This is a genomic window from Vibrio astriarenae, assembly GCF_010587385.1.
Taxonomy (GTDB): Bacteria; Pseudomonadota; Gammaproteobacteria; order Enterobacterales; family Vibrionaceae; genus Vibrio; species Vibrio astriarenae.
In genome coordinates this window covers 54,871-74,149 of record NZ_CP047475.1, presented here as the reverse complement: position 1 = coordinate 74,149, position 19,279 = coordinate 54,871, and the positions used below count along the sequence as shown (strand labels likewise).

General features: G+C 45.4%; 20 protein-coding genes and 1 pseudogene. 10 read left to right on the top strand and 11 right to left on the bottom strand.

What is annotated here, in order from left to right:
- The first annotated feature begins 55 nt into the window (after positions 1 to 55).
- From trkA to GT360_RS00375, 3 genes are read left to right on the top strand one after another with little or no spacing between them, the layout of a single operon-like run.
- Complete coding sequence (gene trkA, locus GT360_RS00385; protein ID WP_164647014.1) at positions 56 to 1,432, top strand: Trk system potassium transporter TrkA; 1,377 nt, start codon at positions 56 to 58, stop codon at positions 1,430 to 1,432.
- 13 nt (positions 1,433 to 1,445) lie between these two features.
- Positions 1,446 to 2,891, top strand: a complete 1,446-nt coding sequence (locus tag GT360_RS00380; protein ID WP_164647013.1) for a TrkH family potassium uptake protein — start codon at positions 1,446 to 1,448, stop codon at positions 2,889 to 2,891.
- Positions 2,892 to 2,938: 47 nt separating this feature from the next.
- On the top strand, positions 2,939 to 3,508 hold the full coding sequence (locus GT360_RS00375; protein WP_164647012.1) for a DUF3157 family protein: 570 nt from the start codon (positions 2,939 to 2,941) through the stop codon (positions 3,506 to 3,508).
- A 2-nt stretch (positions 3,509 to 3,510) separates the two neighbouring features.
- Here GT360_RS00375 and trhA read toward each other — a convergent pair whose 3' ends face one another.
- Together trhA and GT360_RS00365 are read right to left on the bottom strand one after the other, a co-directional pair.
- Complete coding sequence (trhA, locus tag GT360_RS00370; protein WP_164647011.1) at positions 3,511 to 4,158, bottom strand: PAQR family membrane homeostasis protein TrhA; 648 nt, start codon at positions 4,156 to 4,158, stop codon at positions 3,511 to 3,513.
- A gap of 78 nt (positions 4,159 to 4,236) precedes the next feature.
- Positions 4,237 to 5,034, bottom strand: coding sequence for a sporulation protein (locus tag GT360_RS00365; RefSeq protein ID WP_164647010.1), 798 nt, complete (start codon positions 5,032 to 5,034; stop codon positions 4,237 to 4,239).
- Between the two features lie 310 nt (positions 5,035 to 5,344).
- Between GT360_RS00365 and GT360_RS21795 the strand changes: the two genes are divergently transcribed.
- The 5 genes from GT360_RS21795 to GT360_RS00345 all read left to right on the top strand — a co-directional run bounded on the left by GT360_RS21795 (position 5,345) and on the right by GT360_RS00345 (position 9,181).
- Positions 5,345 to 5,512, top strand: coding sequence for a hypothetical protein (locus GT360_RS21795; protein ID WP_204274538.1), 168 nt, complete (start codon positions 5,345 to 5,347; stop codon positions 5,510 to 5,512).
- A 135-nt stretch (positions 5,513 to 5,647) separates the two neighbouring features.
- Positions 5,648 to 5,914 carry a YihD family protein gene (locus GT360_RS00360; protein WP_164647009.1) on the top strand — a complete coding sequence of 89 codons (267 nt, stop codon included), beginning with the start codon at positions 5,648 to 5,650 and terminating at the stop codon, positions 5,912 to 5,914.
- Positions 5,915 to 6,113: 199 nt separating this feature from the next.
- Positions 6,114 to 7,532, top strand: a complete 1,419-nt coding sequence (gene ccoG, locus GT360_RS00355; protein ID WP_164647008.1) for a cytochrome c oxidase accessory protein CcoG — start codon at positions 6,114 to 6,116, stop codon at positions 7,530 to 7,532.
- A gap of 45 nt (positions 7,533 to 7,577) precedes the next feature.
- A complete protein-coding gene (locus GT360_RS00350; RefSeq protein ID WP_164647007.1) occupies positions 7,578 to 8,564 on the top strand; it encodes a serine/threonine protein kinase in 987 nt (328 codons plus the stop codon).
- Between the two features lie 17 nt (positions 8,565 to 8,581).
- Complete coding sequence (locus tag GT360_RS00345) at positions 8,582 to 9,181, top strand: thiol:disulfide interchange protein DsbA/DsbL (RefSeq protein WP_164647006.1); 600 nt, start codon at positions 8,582 to 8,584, stop codon at positions 9,179 to 9,181.
- A 50-nt stretch (positions 9,182 to 9,231) separates the two neighbouring features.
- Here the strand turns inward: GT360_RS00345 and GT360_RS00340 are convergent, their stop codons facing one another.
- Together GT360_RS00340 and GT360_RS00335 are read right to left on the bottom strand one after the other, a co-directional pair.
- On the bottom strand, positions 9,232 to 10,125 hold the full coding sequence (locus GT360_RS00340) for an acyltransferase (RefSeq protein WP_164647005.1): 894 nt from the start codon (positions 10,123 to 10,125) through the stop codon (positions 9,232 to 9,234).
- A 104-nt stretch (positions 10,126 to 10,229) separates the two neighbouring features.
- Positions 10,230 to 11,120: pseudogene (locus tag GT360_RS00335) on the bottom strand (YifB family Mg chelatase-like AAA ATPase); the annotation flags it as partial.
- 88 nt (positions 11,121 to 11,208) lie between these two features.
- Here GT360_RS00335 and GT360_RS00330 point away from each other — a divergent pair.
- Positions 11,209 to 12,786 (top strand): recombinase family protein, encoded by a 1,578-nt coding sequence (locus GT360_RS00330; RefSeq protein WP_164647004.1) that lies wholly within the window; start codon positions 11,209 to 11,211, stop codon positions 12,784 to 12,786.
- 695 nt (positions 12,787 to 13,481) lie between these two features.
- On the top strand, positions 13,482 to 13,898 hold the full coding sequence (locus GT360_RS00325; RefSeq protein WP_164647003.1) for a hypothetical protein: 417 nt from the start codon (positions 13,482 to 13,484) through the stop codon (positions 13,896 to 13,898).
- A gap of 74 nt (positions 13,899 to 13,972) precedes the next feature.
- Here GT360_RS00325 and GT360_RS00320 read toward each other — a convergent pair whose 3' ends face one another.
- The 7 genes from GT360_RS00320 to GT360_RS00290 all read right to left on the bottom strand — a co-directional run bounded on the left by GT360_RS00320 (position 13,973) and on the right by GT360_RS00290 (position 19,274).
- Positions 13,973 to 14,242, bottom strand: a complete 270-nt coding sequence (locus GT360_RS00320) for a hypothetical protein (protein ID WP_164647002.1) — start codon at positions 14,240 to 14,242, stop codon at positions 13,973 to 13,975.
- Between the two features lie 46 nt (positions 14,243 to 14,288).
- Entirely contained in the window at positions 14,289 to 14,630 is a 342-nt protein-coding gene (locus GT360_RS00315; RefSeq protein ID WP_164647001.1) for a hypothetical protein, read from the bottom strand.
- A 15-nt stretch (positions 14,631 to 14,645) separates the two neighbouring features.
- Positions 14,646 to 16,052, bottom strand: coding sequence for a DUF5906 domain-containing protein (locus tag GT360_RS00310; RefSeq protein WP_164647000.1), 1,407 nt, complete (start codon positions 16,050 to 16,052; stop codon positions 14,646 to 14,648).
- Positions 16,053 to 16,174: 122 nt separating this feature from the next.
- Positions 16,175 to 16,501 carry a hypothetical protein gene (locus GT360_RS00305; RefSeq protein ID WP_164646999.1) on the bottom strand — a complete coding sequence of 109 codons (327 nt, stop codon included), beginning with the start codon at positions 16,499 to 16,501 and terminating at the stop codon, positions 16,175 to 16,177.
- 664 nt (positions 16,502 to 17,165) lie between these two features.
- Positions 17,166 to 17,741, bottom strand: a complete 576-nt coding sequence (locus tag GT360_RS00300) for a recombinase family protein (RefSeq protein WP_239502568.1) — start codon at positions 17,739 to 17,741, stop codon at positions 17,166 to 17,168.
- A gap of 327 nt (positions 17,742 to 18,068) precedes the next feature.
- Entirely contained in the window at positions 18,069 to 18,806 is a 738-nt protein-coding gene (locus GT360_RS00295; RefSeq protein WP_164646998.1) for a hypothetical protein, read from the bottom strand.
- 195 nt (positions 18,807 to 19,001) lie between these two features.
- The gene (locus GT360_RS00290) at positions 19,002 to 19,274 is read right to left on the bottom strand and encodes a hypothetical protein (protein WP_164646936.1); all 273 of its coding nucleotides are present in this window, start codon (positions 19,272 to 19,274) and stop codon (positions 19,002 to 19,004) included.
- Positions 19,275 to 19,279 lie beyond the last annotated feature (5 nt).

Below are 19,279 nucleotides of genomic sequence, written 5' to 3'. Positions count from 1 at the left end.
AAGGATTTATAGCCACCCTATCGGGTGGCTTTGTTTACGTTCAAGAGAGCAATAGATGAAAATCATTATTCTTGGTGCAGGTCAGGTTGGCGGTACTCTGGCTGAAAACCTCGTGGGTGAAAACAACGATATCACCATCGTTGATAAAAACAGTGAGCGCCTGCGTGAGCTGCAGGATAAGTACGACTTGCGCGTTGTCAATGGTCACGCTAGTCACCCCGATGTACTGCGAGAGGCGGGGGCACAAGATGCCGATATGTTGGTTGCGGTAACCAATATGGACGAGACCAATATGGCGGCCTGTCAGGTTGCATTCACCCTGTTCAATACACCTAATCGCATCGCTCGAATTCGCTCTCCTGAATACCTCAACGAAAAAGAAGCCCTATTTCAATCAGGCGCCGTGCCCGTCGATCATTTGATTGCGCCTGAAGAGCTTGTGACCAGCTATATTGAGCGTCTGATTCAATATCCGGGTGCTCTGCAAGTGGTGAGTTTTGCTGAAGAGAAGGTCAGCCTAGTGGCGGTGAAAGCCTATTATGGCGGCCCTTTGGTGGGTAATGCACTATCCGCACTACGTGAACACATGCCTCATATTGATACGCGTGTGGCAGCCATTTTCCGTCAAGGCCGACCGATTCGCCCACAAGGCACAACCATCATTGAAGCCGATGACGAGGTATTCTTCGTTGCCGCAAGTAATCACATACGCTCCATCATGAGTGAGCTACAGAGGCTAGAAAAACCTTATCGACGCATCATGATTGTTGGTGGGGGTAACATCGGTTCAAGCTTGGCCAAACGTCTAGAACAGAACTACAGCGTTAAGTTAATTGAGCGTAACTATCAGCGAGCGGAAAGGCTTTCTGAAGAGCTTGAAGGCACCATCGTTTTTTGTGGCGACGCGGCTGATCAAGAGCTCCTCAATGAAGAGAACATCGACCAAGTTGATGTGTTCATCGCTCTCACTAATGAAGATGAAACGAACATCATGTCCGCTATGTTAGCAAAGCGCATGGGTGCGAAAAAAGCCATGGTGTTAATTCAGCGCAGTGCCTATGTTGACCTTGTACAAGGGGGAGTCATTGATGTCGCGATCTCTCCACAGCAAGCGACCATTTCAGAGCTGCTTACTCACGTTCGCCGAGCTGACATTGTGAACGTATCCTCACTGCGTCGTGGAGCGGCAGAAGCCATTGAGGCGATCGCTCACGGTGATGAAACCACCTCCAAAGTCGTTGGTCGCGCGATTGGCGATATCAAACTGCCACCGGGAACGACTATCGGTGCGATTGTTCGTGGTGAAGAGGTATTAATCGCTCATGACCGTACTGTGATTGAACAAGACGACCACGTTGTGATGTTCCTGGTCGATAAGAAATACGTGACTGACGTAGAGGCCTTGTTCCAACCGAGTCCGTTCTTCCTATAAGTGAGGCTAGGTGATGGTCAACTTTCGTCCGGTACTTTTTGTAATAGGGCTTGTGCTGTCAAAACTTGCCCTATTTATGTACATCCCCACCTTGGTCGCCTTTTTTTCGGGTACCGGTGGTTTCCTTGAGTTTGGTCAGTCTCTTTTAATCACACACGCTGTGGCTTTTTTGTGCCTATCCATTGGGCGTACGAAGAAATTTCACCTCAGCGTGCGTGATATGTTTCTCATCACAAGCCTTGTCTGGACAATAGCAAGCGCGTTTGCCGCACTGCCCTTCGTGTTCATCAACCACATTAGTTTCACCGATGCGTACTTTGAAACCATGTCCGGCATTACCACCACTGGCTCGACGGTATTAAGTGGGCTTGATGATATGGCGCCAAGTATTTTGCTATGGCGCTCGACGCTGCAATGGCTCGGTGGGATCGGCTTTATCGTTATGGCCGTCGCCGTACTGCCGATGCTAAACGTTGGCGGTATGCGCCTATTCCAAACCGAATCATCGGACTGGTCAGATAAAAGCAGCCCGAGAGCCAAAACGGTAGCCAAAAACATCGTGCTGGTTTATCTCTCCCTTACCTTGGCTTGTTTAGTTGCTTATCTATTCACTGGAATGAGTATTTTTGAGGCGATTAACCATGCCTTCACGACATTGTCCACTGGGGGGTACTCTACCTCTGATGGCTCAATGAATCATTTCTCCAACGGCGCACACTGGGTTGCAACCCTATTTATGTTTTTGGGCGGATTGCCTTTCCTACTATTCATTGCCGCGATGAAGAAAAAGACCCTAAAGCCATTATCGAAAGATGAACAAGTTCGAGGATTTACTTACCTGTTTCTTATCTCGAGTATCATCATTAGTGCTTGGCTGGTGATCCGCGATGGCTACGGTGTGATGGATGCCTTGCGGGTAGCCATGTTCAATATCGTTTCCGTGGTAACAACCACCGGTTTTGGCTTAGAAGATTTCACCGCTTGGGGTGCACTCCCTACCACGCTATTTGCTTTTTTAATGATGGCTGGAGCGTGCTCTGGCTCCACTTCTGGTGGTATTAAAGTCTTTCGTTTCCAAATCGCCAGAACGCTTCTCAATAAACAGATGATGAAGCTTGTACACCCTTCTGGCGTCTTTGTTCAGAGATACAACCAACGTCCAGTCAATGATGACATTGTTCGTTCAGTGGTTGCTTTCGGTCTGATGTTCTTTATCACTATCATTATGATTGCTGGTATTTTAAGTGGAATGGGACTCGACCCAATCACGAGTATCTCTGGTGCGATCACCGCAGTGGCGAACGTTGGACCCGGGATGGGAAATGTCATAGGGCCAACTGGAAACTTTGCCCCACTACCCGATGCCGCGAAGTGGGTGTTGAGCATCGGTATGTTAATGGGCAGGTTAGAGATCTTGACCCTAATGGTACTCTTCTTCCCTGCGTTTTGGCGTCGATAGCAGCAAACTAAATCAACAGCACATCATTGGTGCTCATAGGTGACAGCATGAAATCATCCATTATTCCACTCCTATCATTACTTTTAAGCACGAGTGTTTTTGCGGCCCAAACCGTCACACTCGAGGATGGACGCCAAGCACAACTGAATGATGACTTCACTTGGCAATATGTTGTTGCCGCTACAGAAGCCAAAGCACTTGAGGAAAAAAGTGCTGACGTCGTTGTACCACTTGTGCCTGCTCTAAACCAACCAAACGCCACCACTTTTACCATCGGGGATAGCAAGCCCACGCTCCAATTATCCGACTCTGGTATCGACCTAATACTGGGAACAGCCAACTACGCTAATGGCACGGTCACCTTCCCAACAGCAATCACCAACCAAAGCTCGCAAGCCGTCATATTGGTTACCGTTGAAATTGTTCTCTACGACATGAATGGAAATGAGCTGGGTAAACAGTCTGCTGATGCTTGGCTTGCTATCAAGCGCCTAGCAGATACCTACCTAAAACCCAAGCAAGCAACCCAAGGAAGAGATCTCTCTATTAAGGTACCCGAGTTAGAGCAGTATCAAATACAAGCCAAAATCACAGAAGTAAAAACACGGAGTTGGTAAGCCTAGATAGGGTCAACATACCAATAGACCGCCAAAAAGTGACAGGCGCAGCCCGCAAGTACAAAGCCATGCCAAATAGCGTGATTGTATGGGATGCGCTTAGCAACATAGAAAATCACCCCAAGAGAGTAGATAACACCGCCCGCAGCCAGCAGAGTTAGTCCACCAACATCCAGTTTCAACGCCAGTTGATATATGACAAGCAAAGACAGCCAGCCCATCGCAAGGTAAGTCATCAAAGAGAGCTTTTTAAAGCGGTAGATGAACGCCACTTTGAGGATAATACCGATGAGTGCTATCGACCAAATCACCGCCATCAAGCCCATCGCCATCGGTGTCCTTAAGCTAACCAACATAAATGGGGTATAGCTACCAGCGATCAATAGATAGATAGCGCAGTGATCAAACGTCTTTAACGCACGCTTCGCGCGCTCATGGGGGATGGCGTGATAGAGCGTTGACGCAAGAAACAAGAGAATAATACTGCCACCATACACACTCATGCTGACAATAGTCAGAGTATCAGCATCATGGCTTAGCGCTTTAAACAGCAACAGCACTAAACCAACAATACCCAGCAAAATTCCTACACCGTGAGTCAGTGCATTGAGAAACTCTTCTCTTGCACCATAAGCCTGTTTTCTTTCCATCGCCAAGCATCCGCCATACTGCTATTCAGTGATTGAATTGCTAGCATGGCAGATTAAGCGTACAAGTGTAAGCTCAAATTAGCAGTGGGTTTCTAAATACTCTAGAACTTGCTGCCCCGCTTGCTCAGACGTCAATTGACTGGATAGCAGCATGTGACGTTTGAGTTTTCCTCCACCAAGCAAGCTTGCCATCATTCCTTTCATACCTGACTTGTTACGGTCTACTTCAAGCCAGAGCTCTAGCTCCTCACTGGTGCGATTGGCGACGATTTCAAGCTCACGCCAGCGCCCATGATACGGCCCCGTCGTTGGGACAAACTCAAACTCCTGCACGAAAGGCAGTGAAAAACCTTTGGTCTCTTCACACTCAACCTGACGTATACGCAAGCCCTGCGCCTCTAGAGCAGAAAACACGCCCTCTGTCAGGGGATCAGGCCGAACGGTTAGCATATCTTTATCAGTTGGGTCGATGGCATGAGAGATATCGAGACCCGTTTCTAACCAAACTTTCGATTCCCCAACGGTGACCGGGGTATTCCATGGCACTTCGATACTGACATCAAACTCTCGAGTCTCACCAGGATGAATAGTAAAGGCATAAGGTAGCTGCCAGTGACCAAGAACATAAGGGCGTTTTACACGACGAGTTCGCATTGAATCGCCACCATGACTGCCTCGCTCCACCGCCTCTTCTGCCACATACTGGCAGCACAGATCAACATCAATATTGTCGATATCCTGCTCAGTGCCACCACCATAGACAAATATCTTGAGCTCAACAGGTTGTCCTGGAAAGAGGACATTCTGCTGCAGTACGGTATCAACTTTTGCAGATCCAATACCAAAACTGGCTAGGGTTTTCTTCAGAAAAGACATAGCGACCTCCTTGCGCGTACCTGCAATGCTTAGTGCTTATTTAAGCACCACTCTATTTATCCTTTATACACCATTTGCCTTGCAACTAAAGTGCTGATTCGGCGTTTTTTTACATATGAGAGTGTTTATTTATCGACCAACTTTATTAACAGTGTTACCCTTTAAGTGACGGTAAATCCGTTACTACCCCTTACTGGTGGATTGGATAGGCGAGAAGCCATAGAGCAACACTTTGCGTAAGCAAAACATAACTCAAGATCAGTAAGGCCATTACTTCGGCAATGGATATGCCTGACAGTTAGGTATCTAAATGCGACCAGCAACAGTCAGGTTTTCGCACACCAACCGCAGTGCGACCCGTCGTCGCAGTGGATTTGTTTCCGCTCCGATGGCAAAAAAAGCAGCTCCAAAAATGACGTTAGTGGAGCAGAAAGCTCTACAAACTCCTGCTTCTTCTAATGTTGTAAGAGCAGCCTAATGAAAAGCGCAGTCTTTACTGCGCTTTTTCTTTTTCTCCCGCTGACAAACACCCAAGCTTCTTGAGGTTACTTATCGATCTCTGGTACTTTATCGCTATAACTACCTATAAAATGAAAGTACAGCGGAGAAAGTGATGCAATGTCATCGTATTGAGGAGCTACTAGAGCTTCTACAACCTGAGTGGATTAAAGATCAAGAGCTCAACCTAATGCAGTTTATCGTTAAACTTGCACAAGAAGCAGGTTACGAGGGAAAACTGGAAGATTTGACAGATGATGTTCTTATCTATCACCTAAAGATGCGCAATAGTGATAAAGAAGAGATGATCCCAGGTCTGAAAAAGGACCAAGAAGATGATTTCAAAACCGCTATTTTAAAAGCTCGCGGCATTATTGAATAAGCAAAACTAAGCGACTCGACAGAGTCGCTTTTTTATTTCCCCTCCCCTACGTGATTTTCCTTGCCTCCTTCCAGATACTAACCAAGTAAACCGATCGTTATAAAAGTGATATAGCTAGCTAAAATATTGTGATGAGAAAGATATAATTCGAAGCACAATAACAAAGGGGCACTGCAGGTGACCCAAGTAAGGAAGCCCAATGAGTCAGGACAAAATAGACGTCAAAGACGTGACGCCTAAAACCTTCAACCCAAAAACCCACAAAGGAGCAAAGGATCGCTTTAACCCTAGCAACCGCATCTATGTTCGCGAGAGCAAAGGGACTTTTCAAAAGCTCCGTCGCTATGGTGGATGGTTCCTACTCGTGTTGTTTGCTGCAATCCCTTGGGTACCCTTTGGTGAACGTCAGGCGGTGCTGCTCGATATTGGCCATCAACAGTTCAACTTCTTCGGCACAACCCTATACCCGCAAGACCTCACACTACTCGCACTGCTGTTTGTGATTGCCGCCTTTGGCTTGTTTTTTATCACCACGTTTCTTGGGCGTGTTTGGTGTGGCTACTTATGCCCACAAACCGTGTGGACCTTCATGTATATCTGGTTTGAAGAGAAGCTTGAAGGCAGCGCCAACAAGCGCCGCAAGCAAGATTCAGGGAAACTGACTGCTAACCTCGCACTGCGCAAAGGGGTTAAACACCTTGCTTGGCTTATCATCGCCCTACTAACCGGATTTACCTTTGTTGGCTACTTTGTTCCTATCCGTGAATTGGTTATCGACTTCTTTACCCTTGATGTCGCCTTCTGGCCAGCATTCTGGGTGATCTTCTTTATGCTCTGCACCTACGGCAACGCAGGTTGGATGCGTTCTATCATGTGTCTACATATGTGCCCTTACGCCCGCTTTCAGTCTGCGATGTTTGATAAAGACACCTTTATTGTCGGTTATGACGCCCAGCGCGGTGAAGCTCGCGGCCCCCGCTCACGCAAAGCTGACCCTAAACAGATGGGATTAGGTGACTGTATTGACTGTAATCTCTGCGTTCAAGTTTGCCCTACGGGCATTGATATCCGCGACGGGCTGCAATACGAGTGTATCAACTGTGGCGCTTGTATCGATGCGTGTGATCACACGATGGAGAGAATGGGTTATCAAAAAGGCCTGATCAGTTACACCACCGAACATCGACTCGCGGGCGATGACACTAAGATCATGAGACCAAAATTGCTGGGCTATGGTGCAATTTTACTGGTGATGATGGGTCTGTTCTTCACCCAAGTTGTCAATGTTGACCCAGCCGGACTGAGTGTCCTTCGTGATAGAACCCAACTGTTTCGTGTCAACAACTCAGGGGAAATAGAGAACACCTACACGCTCAAGATCATCAACAAAACCCAACAAACCCAAACCTATCAATTGGATGTTGAGGGCTTATCTGACGTGACTTGGTATGGCCGTCAAACCATACAGGTAAACCCAGGAGAGGTGCTTAGTTTGCCGATGAGCTTAGGTGTCGACCCGGAGACATTATCCTCACCCGTCTCTACAATTCAGTTTATACTCAGCGACAGTGGAAGTTTTACCGTTCAAGTAGAGAGTCGTTTCATTAAGAAGCTCTAGTTGAAATAACAAGGAAAAAGGCTCAGCAATGAGCCTTTTCTCATTATGTCTGAACAGTCTTTTAATTTTGATGCGCTAACCCCTGATCTAATGTGGTATGCGCTAGAGAGCGTAGGTATTCGTGCAGAGTCGGGGCTTCTCGCCCTCAATAGCTATGAAAACCGTGTCTATCAATTCACTGACGAAGAGCGTCAACGCTATGTCGTCAAATTTTATCGTCCTCAACGCTGGACAACGCAGCAGATCCAAGAAGAGCATGACTTTACCCTTGAGCTCGTTGAGGCAGAGGTCCCGGTAGCCGCACCGTTAAAAATCAATGGCGAGACTCTGCACCACTATCAGGGCTATGTTTTTGCCGTCTTTCCAAGCGTGGGTGGTCGTCAGTTCGAAGTCGATAATTACGATCAACTAGAAGCCGTTGGACGCTACCTTGGACGTATCCATAAAGTGGGCAGCCGAACTCATTTCCAACACCGGCCAACCATCGGCATAGATGAGTACATGCTTCAACCGAGAAAGCTCTTACAAGAGAGTCAATTTATCCCACTTCATCTTGAAAACGCCTTTTTCAATGACTTAGACATGCTCATTCAAGCCGTTAACCAGCAATGGAAGGGGGTTGACACGTCTTTGCGTCTGCATGGGGATTGCCACCCAGGCAATATATTATGGCGTGACGGGCCGATGTTTGTTGATCTCGATGACTGTCGTAATGGCCCCGCTGTCCAAGACATTTGGATGCTACTTAATGGTGAGCGTGCTGACAAGCTAGCGCAATTGGACACTATATTGGAGTCATACCAAGAGTTTAGCGACTTTAATCAATCTGAGCTGAAACTTATTGAGCCACTACGCGGTCTACGTATGGTGCATTACATGGCTTGGCTGGCAAAAAGATGGCACGACCCTGCATTTCCTGTTGCGTTTCCGTGGTTTAATGATCCAAAGTATTGGGAAGGTCAAGTCTTAGCATTCAAAGAACAACTTGCGGCGTTAGAAGAGCCACCGCTCTCGCTGATGCCACAGTGGTAGTAAAAATGGAGTATATAATGAAAAAACTAATGGCACTGTTTGCCACAATTCTAGTCAGCATTTCGGCACATGCCGCTAACTTTAAAGAAGGGACACACTACACAGTATTGGATCTAGAACCAGCGAAAAAACCTGTCGTGACAGAGTTCTTCTCGTTCTACTGCCCACACTGCCACTCATTTGAGCCAATCATTGCACAATTGAAAGCTCAACTACCTGAAGGCGTGAAGCTCAACAAAAACCACGTGTCATTCATGGGTGGCTCAATGGGCCCATCAATGAGTAAGGCTTACGCCACGATGCTGGCTTTGAAGATTGATGACCAAATGGCGCCAATCATGTTCAACCGCATCCATAACATGAACAAAGCTCCACGTAATGACGAAGAGCTGCGTCAAATTTTCCTAGATGAAGGTGTAGATGCGAAGAAGTTTGACGCAACTTTCAATGGCTTTGCCGTCGACTCGATGATTCGTCGCTTCGATAAGCAGTTCCAAGACAGTGGTCTAAGAGGCGTTCCAGCCGTTATCGTCAACAACCGCTACCTAGTTGAAGCTGGCTCTATTTCATCTGTCGATGAGTACTTTGAACTGGTGAACTACCTACTCGAGCAATAACTTGCTCTTTTAGCGACACAACAAGGGGAGCAGCAGCTTCCCTTCGTATTTTAGTGTCCAGTGGATTGACGATGAATATCATCTAACCGCTTATCCTTCTTCTCCCAACGCTCTGCTAACCAACGCTGGAAATCTCGCTTAAAAGGCTTGTCGTTGAAGTAATCACCAGTGACCTTCTCGTCAACAGGCAAGACATCCACTCGAACGACAATCTTACTCATCTTGCCCATCAACATCTCTTTAAAGGGCTGATTGGGGTTATTCGGGTAAGCGAGGGTCACATCAATAATATTGTCGAACTGCTCTCCCATTGCGGCCAGTGTGTATGCAATGCCGCCAGATTTTGGCTGCAGCAAATATTGATAGCCAGCGCGACTCTTGGCTTGTTTTTCACTGGTGAATCGCGTGCCCTCAACATAGTTCACAACCGTAGTCGGAGTATGCTGAAACTTGGCACAAGAACGGCGCGTAGTCGCAAGGTCTTGACCACGTTTGTGTGGGTTGCGCAGTAGGTACTCTCGAGAGTAGCGGCGCATAAATGGCATATCGAGCGCCCAGCAGGCCATACCAATAAATGGAACGTAAAGAAGTTGCTGCTTGAGGAAAAACTTTGGCATCGGGATTCGGTCTTTAAACACACAGCAAAGAACGACTATATCGGTCCAGCTTAGGTGGTTACTGATCATCAGGTACCAGCCATTTTTTTCAAGACCTTCGATCTCCTCGATATCCCACTCAACATCGTTTGATACCTCAAGAATAGCGGCATTCACTGTCGCCCAAAGCCACATCATCTTATTCGCAGCGGCTGTCCCTTTTGCTTTTAGCTGTGCCGTTGGAAGCAATAGCTTAACAATGGCAATCAAGCAGATCAGCACAGAGCACATCGCTGAATTGAGAATAACCAACGTAGCATTGAGCACCATGAGTATTTTGCTAAGCATGAAAAAAGGCGACCTTACAAACTGAAATATTAAAACGGTGGACAATTATACTAATCCCGCCGCTGGATGTAAGCCCTTGTATTAATGGTCTGATTACTCTCGATTCACACCGCTTGTGCTGTTAGTTGCTTGAGCAAACGATCCATGGCGCGATACCCTAGTGCCTCCGCGATATGTGCTCGAGCAATACTTGATTGGCCCTCAAGATCGGCGATGGTACGCGCCACCTTAATAATTCGATGGTAAGCGCGAATCGATAAACCCAGTCGGTGTAGCGCATTTTCTAGAAATTCGGCATCCGATTTTTCTAATCTGCAATAGCGTTCTATCTCTTGCGAGCCAAGGAGTGCGTTGACTTTCCCTGCTCGTTCAACCATAGCACCTCGTGCCTGCTCAACCCTAAGCTTAACCACTTGTGTTGTTTCTCCGCGATCACCACCTTGTGCCAACGTGCCCTTGGGCAGTGAGGGGATCTCCAGTGACATATCAAACCTGTCCAGCAAGGGGCCAGAAAGGCGATTGAGGTAGCGTAGGATAACTTGAGGGTTCACTCTTGCTTGGTTGCCTTCATAGTACCCAGTAGGACTTGGATTCAATGCGCCTACCAATTGAAAGCGAGCGGGAAAGCGCGTTTTACCTTGAGCCCGAGAGATGATGATTTCGCCCGACTCTAGTGGCTCACGAAGTGAATCGAGAACTTTGCGTTCAAACTCGGGCATCTCATCGAGGAAGAGCAATCCATTATGTGCTAGGGAAATCTCACCCGGCCGAGGAATACTGCCTCCACCGACCAGCGCTGCCATTGAGCTAGAATGGTGTGGCGATCTAAAGGGGCGCTGACGCCAATTGTGCTCATTGATATCTTGTTGCGTTAACGAGGCGACAGAAGCCGTATCCATCGCCTCTTCGTCGCTCATCTCAGGTAATAGGTCACAAAGGCGTGAAGCTAGCATGGTTTTCCCCGTTCCGGGAGGGCCAAGAAAAAGCAGACTATGTACCATTTACCTTTTTTAGAATATTCGTTATTCCATATCGACTTTTGAAATGGTTTAGCATCTCCAAGATAATATTTGATTAGAGATAATGATGACGATTGCTTACTCCTACATCCGCTTTTCCAGTGCTATTCAGTCAAAAGGCGATAGCCTACGTAGACAAACACAACTGGCTCAAGACTACTGCATAAAGCACTCTTTAACCCTCTCTGAACAATCCTTTACAGACCTTGGTGTTTCTGCCTTTCGATCAGCAAATACACACGAGGACAACGGTTTAGGGCAATTCCTTAAAGCTTTGGAACAAGGTGTAATCCCTCGTGGTTCATTCTTGCTGGTGGAGTCACTAGACCGTCTATCACGAGCAAAGGTACAAACTGCACTCCGTCAACTTCTCAACATCATAGACCACGACATCACAGTAGTGACTTTAATTGATGACCGCACATACGACAGCGAATCAAACACCACTGATCTCATCATTTCTCTGACAGTGATGGAACGTGCTCACAATGAATCAAAAACCAAATCAGAACGTCTCAAGGCGGTATGGGCTAACAAGCGAGCAAACCCACACACAACAACCAGACACAGCAACACACCTTTCTGGTTATCTCTCAACGAGGACAAACGCACCTACTCAATCATCGAATCAAAGGCTGATATTGTTAGGCGCATCTTCCAAATGTCGATAGATGGTCATGGAGCAGTAAGCACCTGTCGCATTCTCAACGAAGAAGGTCTAAAAGCACCAAAGGGCGGAACATGGGCAACCACCAGCATCAAGAAGATCTTAGGCTCTAAAGCTGCTATTGGTCATCACACCCATATCATCAACAACAAAGTCCAATCCTCTACCGTTCCTGATTTCTATCCATCGATAATCAGTGAGGACACCTATTACCTTTCTCAAGCAAAACAAAAGGAACGCCATAAACCACAAGCTGCGGGACGAAAGAGCACATTCCCCAATGTACTATCCCAAATTGCAGTCTGTGGTGATTGTGGTGCTTCTATGGTTTATGACCAAAAATCTCCCCAATGGATTTACTTATCATGTCGTGAGTTCAAAAAGAAAGCATGCACTAACAAACCTGTCCGAATCGAGTTAATCCATCGCTTCATCACAGAGCAATTCCTTCATCCTCAGCACTTTGAGCAACACTCAAAGCTGGTGGCAAAGCAAAGTACAACGATCAATGATTTGTCAGTGCTTGAGAGTAAACTGGAATCCGCTAGAGAGGCTTACAGGCAACTACTAGCCCTATCATCAAAGTTCACTGACTCTATCTTCCTAGAAGAACTAACGGCTCGTTCAGAGACAGTTAAAAAACATGAACAAGAATTAGAGGATGCCAAAGCTCAATCAGTAGAATCAGATTCCACAGTTCATATGGATTTCAGGGAGTCTTGCCAACTTGTAGCCGATGCCTTGCAAGTTGAGGTCTATAAAAAAACACCCCGTGAACTCTCAAGTGAAGAGCTATTCAAGGTACGAGTTAAGTTAAACCGCACACTGAAAACGACCTTCTCAGAGGTTAAGGTCTATCATGATCCAGAAACTAAAAAAGCCAGTCTCACAGCAAATGACTTTGTGTACATCGCACACAAGGACGCTATGAAAACTGGCTTTTACGATCATACATGGTTCGTCGCACAGCAATAATGTGACAAAGATCACAATATTGTTTAATTGTATATTTCTCGCTCTAATCGTCCCATATGAGCCTTTCTTATGTACTTGGTACCACGGAATGAACAATTACAGTTTAGCTCGTTAGAATCGCTTATGGGCTGTTTAACGCCATAAATAAATCAGGTTGCATGTAAAATTTACTTGCACAAAAGTCTAGTTTGAGTATCATGCGCTCCGAATAAAAAACACTTGACCGCAAGGTCAGTGAGTAATAATTTGATTTCTAATCTAGTGCTGTAAAGGGTTTCGAAGCCTACAAGTATTAGGTTTGAGAAAGAATAAATTTAAAAACTAACTTCATTTCGAGACTTTTGTTCTAGAATTAAAGTTAGCAGTATTGAGCTAGCCCCTCGATATTTTTTGGTTAGTTACTCAGATTAGCCCTTTGAGTAACAAAAATAACCAGTCGAATGATTACGACATATCGACTAAAAATAAGCTTAGCCTGCCGTTCCTCAACTCGGCGGGCTTTTTGCGTTTCAAATTTGACACTCTCATTTGATTTATGATACCATGCCATTAAGAGTCGAGTTTCATACTTGTTTGTCATGTGTTTGGGCTGAATACATGGGGCTGCAAATCAAGTGTATCTATAGCTCCCTCTTAAAACTGTAAGTGGCTCTTGCAGTCTACAAATTATTCGTAAAACAGTTGAGGTAAATTCTATGACATACGTAGATAGCGGTTCTGTGACGCCCAAAAAGTCACACATCATCTTGTTGCCAATCGAGTATGGCTACACTCCCAAGTTTCTGACCATTGAAGAAAAGACATTCCTTCTTTCAGAACTCTCAAACCCCAAGTTCAAAACTCTTGTGTCCGCTGTTCACGATGAACCTGGGATCCAATCTGATGCACTGACGGATTTGACTGGTGTAACGAACATCGCTCAATACCGCGTGCGCTTGAATAAACAGCTACAAAAATTTGGGCTAGAATTAAAACCTTTCAAAGCTCTTGGTATCTCGCGAAGTGCGGATTTCTTCCACTGGTATTTTGTCGAATACACCCCTCTACCAAACCAGACCATCCAACAGTTGAAATTTGATGGAGAAGCTGCAAACGACGATACGTTGCAGTAAGAGCGTTAAACACTCTTAAAACCTAGCCCTTTAAGAAAAGTATCACAGCTAGCCACTGTGGTGCTTTCACTTGTCTAGAGCACTGCTTTTACGTTACCCCACTTGCCAAATCGATCTTTACACTTCACGTAACCTTTACTGTCAGCTTTAAGGACTCGCCTTGTTCGTGCATTGCGAATCGCTTTTGTACGTTGGTTTTGTTGATAGTTCGGATAGTGTTCTAACTGAACCCACTCAGCACTAGTTGCAATGTTCAGCTCTGCCAACAAATCTACATCTGAACTCAAACCTAAAATTAATCGTAACTGTTCCAAGGCCGCTACTACCTGTGTACTCGTAATCATATTTTTACTCCTGCCTCACGGCGTTAGTTGTCGTTAAAGGAAAGGGCTATTCCAAAGCCCTATCACTATTGTTTTCGCCCCGTGTTCCCCAGTGTAAGTGCTGAGGATTGAAGCATTTTTCATTGTCGCATTTATGCCTAGCAACTCGATGTTCACCAACAGAAATACTTTCACGATGAGCAGCTAGACACGCCCACCTATAAAGTGGCATCCGAATCCCTTTATAACTCCAATCAGGCCTAGGTAAGCTACTCCAAGTAACACAACCAAGCACAGGGCATTGTGCTAACTCTGCCCCATGTTGTGCTTCAAATTCGGCTAAGGCTTCACGAGCGGTTGCCGGAGTTGCCACCGTTGCCATACTTGCCACCTCTTGTGGCTCACTCACTTTCACCTCCATTAGCTACATCCTCGCCGTTGGCGTGTGGAAAGGTGAGCATCCATCCATCTGATGTGCTTCCAACAACGACATTAACTCTTTGCCGTTCATCTTCGGACACATACCAGCTTCGAGACCTTTAGGAGTTATTACCCAGTCACGAGCTTGAATACCATTGAGCGAAACCCTTCCATCTACGGCTTTAAAGCCCGATTCCTCTAACCACTGTTTCTGTCTCGCAACAGCTACATTATGACCTTTAAAAATCTCAACACGCTGAACCACAAGCGCATCACCATAATCATAACTGTGCTTAAAGTTATCCTCAGCAATGCTTACAGAGCCGTTAATCAGCGACCGTTTAGCATCTGTCATTGGAGCTTTGCTAACATCCCAATCATCCAACACAATCCCCATCAAGAAGTACCTAATAACCGCATCGGCTCTATCACTGGTCTCTAGCCAATGTCGGAATCTAGCAACGATCTTGCTCTGTTCAATGTTGTCTGAATGGTCTTTGTTTTCATTGGGATTCGCCCACTCAACACGAACGCACATCCATCGTCTATCGCTATCATCTAGCCATAATGGCTGTATGCTGTTGCTACTTGCCATCACGTTTAAGTGGTTACGCATTGTCTTTAATGGCTTACCTTTCGCCTCTACATCGAGCATTGGCTCAGTGATGAACGGCTTCATCTTGTTAGACACCGCATAACCGTCGTAATACAGCTCATCCAGTATCAACAAGCGTTTACCATCTACATCGCTCTTAAACCGACTCAACGCCCATTCAGAACTATCAGCAGGTTTCAACGAGTTCCAGTAGCCAATTTGCCTAGTCAATAGCTCTTGCAGCGTGCCCTTGCCTGTACCGTTACTCTCACCGTACAACAGCAATGCAAACTCATTACGCTGCTCAGGTTTAAGCACTGCTTGAGCTATCCACTGTTGTACTTGATAACGTTCATCTTCATCAGGTACAACGAACTCAAAGAAGGCATCAATCATGGCCATTTCTTCAGCAGTTGCCATCTCAGAACCGATAACCATAGGCTTAAAAGTGTTCAACCACTTACGCCCCGATTTATCAACCCACATAGCATTGGCTTCATCTGGTCGATATTCATGCCCCCAAATCTGCACAAGCCCTTGGGACGGAGTGCTCAACACTTTGTAAATGCTGTCATCCGTACCACTGCTATCCTCAAAGATTCCACAACTAGCCATCAATGCAATCGCATCCATACCCTTTTGCAGTTCATAATCTTCGCTATGGGTGTCTAGCCACTTACGTTCTGGTATCACATACGCCCATCGATCTTTGGCGTATTTTACAACTGCCATCGTTGGCGTTTCACCGTGCTTCATAATCTGCTCTCGCAGTTCATTATCGTGTTGCTGGCTCTGCGCCAATAGTGCTCCTAGCATCGTTATAACCTCCATGTTGGGTTTCTTCGGTATCTAGTTGTTTAATCAACTTATTAATAAGAGAAGTAGGGCTAATGCCCCACTTGTTGCAGCAATCCATCAGCTGCTTTTCGTTCTCTGGTCTAACTAATACTCGCATCAGTTGAACCTCCATTTACTTCCGTGTATTGCGCCAACCAGCAGCTACGAACTGCCTCGGCTCTTTCATATTCCGCACTATCAATCAGTTCGAAATACCATTCAGCAAAGTCCCTCAAACTCCTATGTTCGCTTTGAAGACTTCGCTCTATTTCAGTTTCGATAGCTTGCCAATCGGTTTTAACCGCATTGCCATAACTACCTGTCGTATAGGTTTGGTTGTGAACAACTTCACCCTCTTGCAGCAACTCCTTATCAACGCGCGCTTTTTCTTGCCTCGCGTATCGGGTTGCTCTTGATGTTCTAATCATCTAAACCTCCATGTAATTAGAATTGCAACTTAACGTCAGTGTGCCTAACCATCGCTAGCAACATCCTCCAGCAAAGCTCCACGTAGCTTTTTATGCCTTTAGACATTGCCCTAGTGTCCAGACCAAACCACTTATAAACGAACGCAAAAAGCCAACAGAGGACAGACTGCCTGTGACCGTAATGACGTGGCACTGACGGACAGTAGGTCTCTTCCTTTGCTCTCTTAGCTGGTGTTGTTCTGAAGTAGTCTTACTCGACTAGGATGGGTCAGCGTTAACTGACAGATATTTAATGAAATGGATAAAAACAATCATGTGCTGCATTGATTCCTACCATTTCCTACAGCATATAAACGTAAAGGGTCGCCTGTGTGTGACACCCATTTACTAACTTTTCCTCCTTTTCAGATATAAAAAAAGCACCCATGCAGGTGCTCGTTTGTTTTACTCGTTGCTGTATCGGACTACAAATCAGGTTTTCAAAATTATGATTGTTCCCGCAATGACTGTTTATGATGTAATCACACAGCGACAAAAGGGATGTGTTTAAGCAGTGAGGTGTGTATAGTCCCGCCCCTTTTCGCACTAAAATAGTAACTTTGTTGCCATACTTGCCAGCGTTGCCGTAGTTGCCGTAGTTGCCACCCTGTATAAGTCATTGCCTTTAACTCTGAAATTCTTTCTTAACTTTGTAAAAGGTAGTTTTGCCGATACCTGTGAGGGATATGATTTCAGCAGGCTTTTTGCCTTGGGCTAAGAGTTCCCTTACCTGATCTTTCACATCGTCGCTGGTGGGCTTGCGACCTTTGTATTTACCTTCTTTTTTCGCCTTGGCAATTCCTTCCCGTTGACGCTCTAGCATCACTTCACGCTCGAACTGCGCCACAGCACCAAAGACATTAAGCATCAACTTACCTTGTGGTGTAGCTGTATCGAGTCCCATATCAGCAATACGTAACTCTACACCTTTGCTCTCCAGTTGCTTTTGAATGTCACAGAGGTTCGCAACACTACGAGCAAGACGGTCTAACTTGGTGACAACCAATGTATCTCCTTCACGGCAGAAGCGAATACACTCCTGCAACACTTCTCTTTCACCGACAGAGCTAACCTGTTCAGAAAAAAGTTTGTCTACACCAAGTTTATCTAGCTCTCGCTCTTGGGCTTCAAGCCCTGCCTCTTGCTCAACCGTAGAAGTCCGCGCATAACCTATCAACATAAATTCACCAATAGTGTTCATTTAACATCTAAGATCTTAACTGAATTTAGTTCGTAAATGCAAATGCAAACTCTAAACGAACCAAACCAATGTACTAAACCATTGTTCATTTAGGGCAAGGTACAAACGAACTCATTGAAATATGCCTACTATCCACTGAATCAACAACGATGATTAAAGCGATAAGCCACACATTGTTGAAAGGCTCTAAATTGAAAGAGTTTAAGTGATGTGCTGTTACTACAGGAAAAGAACAGGGGGGACTCCCCCTTTTTTGAAATAAGGTGTACACGCATATCATGCACACCCTTAAAGTCGATTTGAAAACCTTACCTAACTTTTCCGCCTCTAAATCTCATTGGCAAAAAGAAAAGCCTCTTCTACATATGGTAAATGAGTATCCCTATCAATAGCTTTCATGAACTGCTCGTACTCAGCAGTGTCTTTGTAAAAATAAGGATAAGAATATTCAGTATCAATAATGTAACACCAAGAATCATAGGTATTCTTAGTTACATTCAATCTGATGTAATCGTCATAGTCATTTGAATTGTAGAGAGTAGCCGATGTATACACATACCCCTCTCCTTCTCCAGTATCCTTGTCACAAGTGCCAGCGGTATAATGAGAAACAAGCCCCTTAAGATTAGTTGAGCTAGGATTGTCAAACATATAGATGTAGCGCTCACCTTCATCCTTCTCATAATGAGCTTGGAGTAATGTTAACTCACCTCTAATAGTGTCTTTAACTACAGCGGAAAGGTTTGAGCAATAGTTTGAAGCTAGCATTAATATTTCACCATATATGTGCCAATCTTCGCTGTAAAAATTACCCAAGGAGCAGTGCTCTACTGGGTTTTCAGGTACAACTTCAATTGGCAATTCTACAGGCGGAAGTACAGGCTTATCACTGTCTACTGGTGGCTTTTCTTCACCGCCACAATCCTCAGAGCATGGTGGAGTACCATCAATAGGAGGAATACCATCAACGGGAGGTTGTTCAGGAGCAGGAGAATCACTATCCGAACTACAACCAACCAAACCAATAACCAAAGAAGCTAATAGCGTTTTAGCCAAACTATTCATAAACCAATTACCATCAGAAAATTTGCTCGAATCCTACTGGTTATTAATTGTTCTTTTGGAATATCGATTATTCCTATTGGAATCGGTTCTCTGTGTTTTCCACCGTAATTATGGTGCGATTTATGGCGATTTACCTGTGATACCCCATACACACACCAACCGTCTTTATCTCACTTCCAACGGTTAACGAGTTTACTAACGTCCACATATCAGCGTGTAGAAACGAGTACAAGCAAAGCTATCCATAAGCAAAACTCTGTCTATATCTATAGAGCAGCTTTCAAGTCTGGCTTCAATATTCCCTTGGTACACACAACACATGGCGACGACGACAGTGGTGTCATCATTGAGCTGCTCATCTGTCAGCAATACTAGATTTGATTTACCAGTAAACAATTTCACTGCTTCATCATGGCTGCTAGCTTCAACCAGCTGATAGCTAAAGTAATCACTGACACTAAAGAGCATATGAA